General features: G+C 47.2%; 4 protein-coding genes. All 4 read right to left on the bottom strand.

Translation table 11 applies throughout. The features are described 5' to 3' along the window. Positions 1 to 302, bottom strand: a 302-nt coding sequence (locus tag B7X71_RS14045) for an adenylyltransferase/cytidyltransferase family protein (RefSeq protein ID WP_293601067.1), incomplete at its 3' end; no start/stop codon positions are given. Between the two features lies 1 nt (position 303). Then, positions 304 to 1,215: an oxygen-dependent coproporphyrinogen oxidase gene (gene hemF / locus B7X71_RS14040; protein WP_293599694.1), complete on the bottom strand. Its 912-nt coding sequence runs from the start codon at positions 1,213 to 1,215 to the stop codon at positions 304 to 306. Between the two features lie 65 nt (positions 1,216 to 1,280). Continuing rightward, positions 1,281 to 2,558, bottom strand: a complete 1,278-nt coding sequence (gene purD, locus B7X71_RS14035; protein WP_293601066.1) for a phosphoribosylamine--glycine ligase — start codon at positions 2,556 to 2,558, stop codon at positions 1,281 to 1,283. A gap of 61 nt (positions 2,559 to 2,619) precedes the next feature. After that, entirely contained in the window at positions 2,620 to 3,339 is a 720-nt protein-coding gene (locus B7X71_RS14030; protein WP_293601065.1) for a YebC/PmpR family DNA-binding transcriptional regulator, read from the bottom strand. Between the last annotated feature and the right edge of the window lies 1 nt (position 3,340).

The raw sequence follows: 3,340 nt of genomic DNA, 5'->3' as shown, positions 1-3,340 counted from the left end.
TAGCTCGGGCCTGCACGATCAATTTCTATGCGATCAACGCCAATTTGAGTCGGTATTTTTAAGTACAGAAATGCACGAGCTAGATCAATGCCTGCTGCTTCAGTTAGTTTGAGGCGTAACTCAGCAGGCGTGATGTCGGAGTTTTTTTGCCAAGGTTCGCCACTGGGGATTAGTAGCAAGGCATCGAGACGCAAAACCTTTGCAAAATGGGTAGCTAATTTAAGGTGGCCAAGGTGTGGTGGGTCAAACGTACCACCCAGAATGCCAATTTTTTTTGGGGTATCCAAATGCGCTGAGCTCAACTTAGGCCAGCCAGTTACGCGGCTTGAGGTAGTAGTCGTAGAGCTTGGCTTCTGGTGTGCCAGGTTTTGGCTGCCAGTTGTACCACCACTGCACTACCGGTGGCATAGACATCAAAATAGATTCTGTACGTCCACCAGAGTGCAGACCAAAAATAGTGCCACGATCAAATATCAAGTTGTATTCCACATAACGACCGCGACGGTATTCTTGAAACGCTTTTTCTTCGGCGGTAAAGCTGTCTTTATAGCGACGCTCGACAATCGGCAGGTAAGCATCAATAAAAGCATCGCCAACAGCGCGCGTCATGGCAAAGCTCTTCTCAAACCCAAGCTCATTAAAGTCATCAAAAAAAACACCACCAATACCCCGTGGCTCTTCACGATGTTTTAAGTAAAAATATTCATCACACCATTTTTTAAATCGCGGGTAGAGCTCCTCACCAAATGGATCTAAAGCATCCTTAGCTGTTTGATGGAAGTGTTTGCAATCTTCATCAACGCCATAGTAGGGCGTGAGATCAAAGCCGCCACCAAACCACCAAACAGGTTCTTTGTCTGGAGCTTGTGCAATAAAGCAGCGCACATTCATATGGGTGGTCGGTACCTTAGGATTGTTCGGATGAAAGACCAGTGAAACGCCCATGGCTTCAAAGCTACGCCCCGCAACCTCTGGGCGATGGTGTGATGCAGATGGTGGCATTTGGTCGCCACGGACATGTGAGAAGCCCACGCCACCTTTTTCTAGAATATTACCGCCATCCAAAATACAGGTGCGTCCATAACCTTTTAATTTGCTATCTTCCGGTTTTTCCCAGGCATCCACCATAAATACTTTGCCATCGAGCGTACTCATCGCAGTCGTGATTCGATCTTGCAGCCCTAAAAAGTAATTTTTTAATTCTGCAATATTGATTTGAGTATGTTCAGCTGATGACAAGATTTAAAGGTCGCTCTATTGGGATGGATAAGTGGATTAAATTACTTCACTGCGCGATAGCCAATATCTTTGCGATATTGCATGCCATCAAATTGAATTTTAGAAATGGCCTCATACGCTTTTTGCTGAGCACCACGAACAGTATCTGATAGACCCACTACGCACATCACTCGACCACCTGAAGTGAGAAGCTTGCCATCTTGCAGCTTGGTACCAGCATGAAAGGTCAGCTGGTCTTCGGTGTCGGCTGGAATGCCAGTGATAAGGTCGCCGTTGCGCGGTGTATCTGGATAGTTATGGGCTGCGAGCACTACGCCCAATGCGGTGCGGCGATCCCAGTCTAATTCCACTTCATTGAGAGTTCCGTCAACTGCATGATCTAAGGCATTCACTAAATCACTGCGCAGGCGCGCCATGATGGGTTGTGTTTCTGGGTCACCCATGCGGCAATTAAATTCCAATGTCTTGATCTTGCCATCAGTAGAAATCATCAGGCCTGCATAGAGAAAGCCGGTGTAAGGAATACCATCAGACTCCATACCTTTGACTGTAGGCATGATGACTTCTCGTAAGGCGCGTGCATGAATTTCTGGGGTAACAACTGGGGCTGGAGAGTACGCACCCATGCCGCCGGTATTGGGGCCCTGATCAGCATCGAGTAGACGTTTGTGATCTTGACTGGTGGCTAAGGCTAAAACATGCTTGCCATCCACGAGCACGATGAAGCTGGCTTCTTCGCCAGTTAAAAATTCTTCAATGACTACGCGTGCACCGGCATTGCCCAGTTTGTTATCGGCGAGCATCATATCGACAGCGGCATGAGCTTCTGTTAGATTCATTGCCACAACAACGCCTTTGCCCGCAGCTAGACCATCCGCCTTGATCACAATAGGCGCACCCTTAGCATCAATATAAGCGTGCGCCTCTAATGCATTTGAAAATGTTTGGTACTCAGCCGTGGGAAGCCCATGGCGCTTCATGAAGGCTTTAGAGAAATCTTTCGAGGACTCTAATTGGGCGGCAAGCTGGGTTGGACCAAAAATGCGCAAGCCATTATTGCGAAACACATCTACGATACCGGCAGCCAATGGAGCCTCTGGACCAACAACGGTTAGATGAATTTTTTCTCGCTTAGCAAAGTCTGCCAACTCTTGAAGGTCAGAGATAGGGAGGTTTTCAATTCCGGCTGCAGCTTGTTTTGCAGTTGCGGTACCACCATTACCTGGTGCTACATATACGGTTTGAACTTGTGGGGATTGGGCCAGCTTCCATGCTAATGCATGTTCACGACCGCCGGATCCAACTAAAAGAATTTTCATAAAGAGCTAAAAGAGATATTGATGAATAGTATTGAATGAATTGAACGAACAAATTTACTGGTTACAAAGAAGCATTCGTAAATACTTCTTGCACATCATCTAGGTTCTCAAGGGCATCTAATAGTTTTTGCATGCTTTCAGCTTGCTCACCTTCGAACTCAGTTTCTGTTTCTGGGCGCATTGTTACGGTAGCTATTTCTGCTTTTAAGCCTGCCTGAGTGAGTGCGTCCTGAACTCTCGGAAAATCGGGAACTGGGGTGAGTACCTCAAGCGATCCATCTTCATGGGTAATCACATCCTCAGCGCCCGCATCTAGTGCAATTTCCATAAGTTGATCTTCATTGGTGCCAGGAGCAAATAACATTTGACCGCAGTGTTTAAACATAAAGGCAACAGAGCCCTCTGCACCCATATTCCCACCATTTTTTGCAAATGCATGGCGTACTTCAGCAACAGTACGAGTGCGGTTATCGGTTAGACAATCCACGATAATGGCTGCTCCATTGAGACCATAACCCTCATAACGAATTTCTTCGTAGTTCACGCCCTCTAGTGAGCCCGTACCACGCTGAATTGCACGCTGTACGTTGTCATTGGGCATATTGGCATCTTTGGCCTTATCAATAGCGAGGCGCAAACGGGGGTTCGTAGCAATATCGCCACCGCCTAATTTAGCTGCAACCGTGATTTCTTTAATGAGTTTGGTCCAAATCTTGCCGCGCTTTTCGTCTTGACGTCCTTTGCGGTGCTGAATATTGGCCCATTTCGAATGGCCGGCCATA

This window comes from Polynucleobacter sp. 39-46-10 (assembly GCF_002282275.1).
This window is presented reverse-complemented; position numbering and strand designations above follow the sequence as displayed.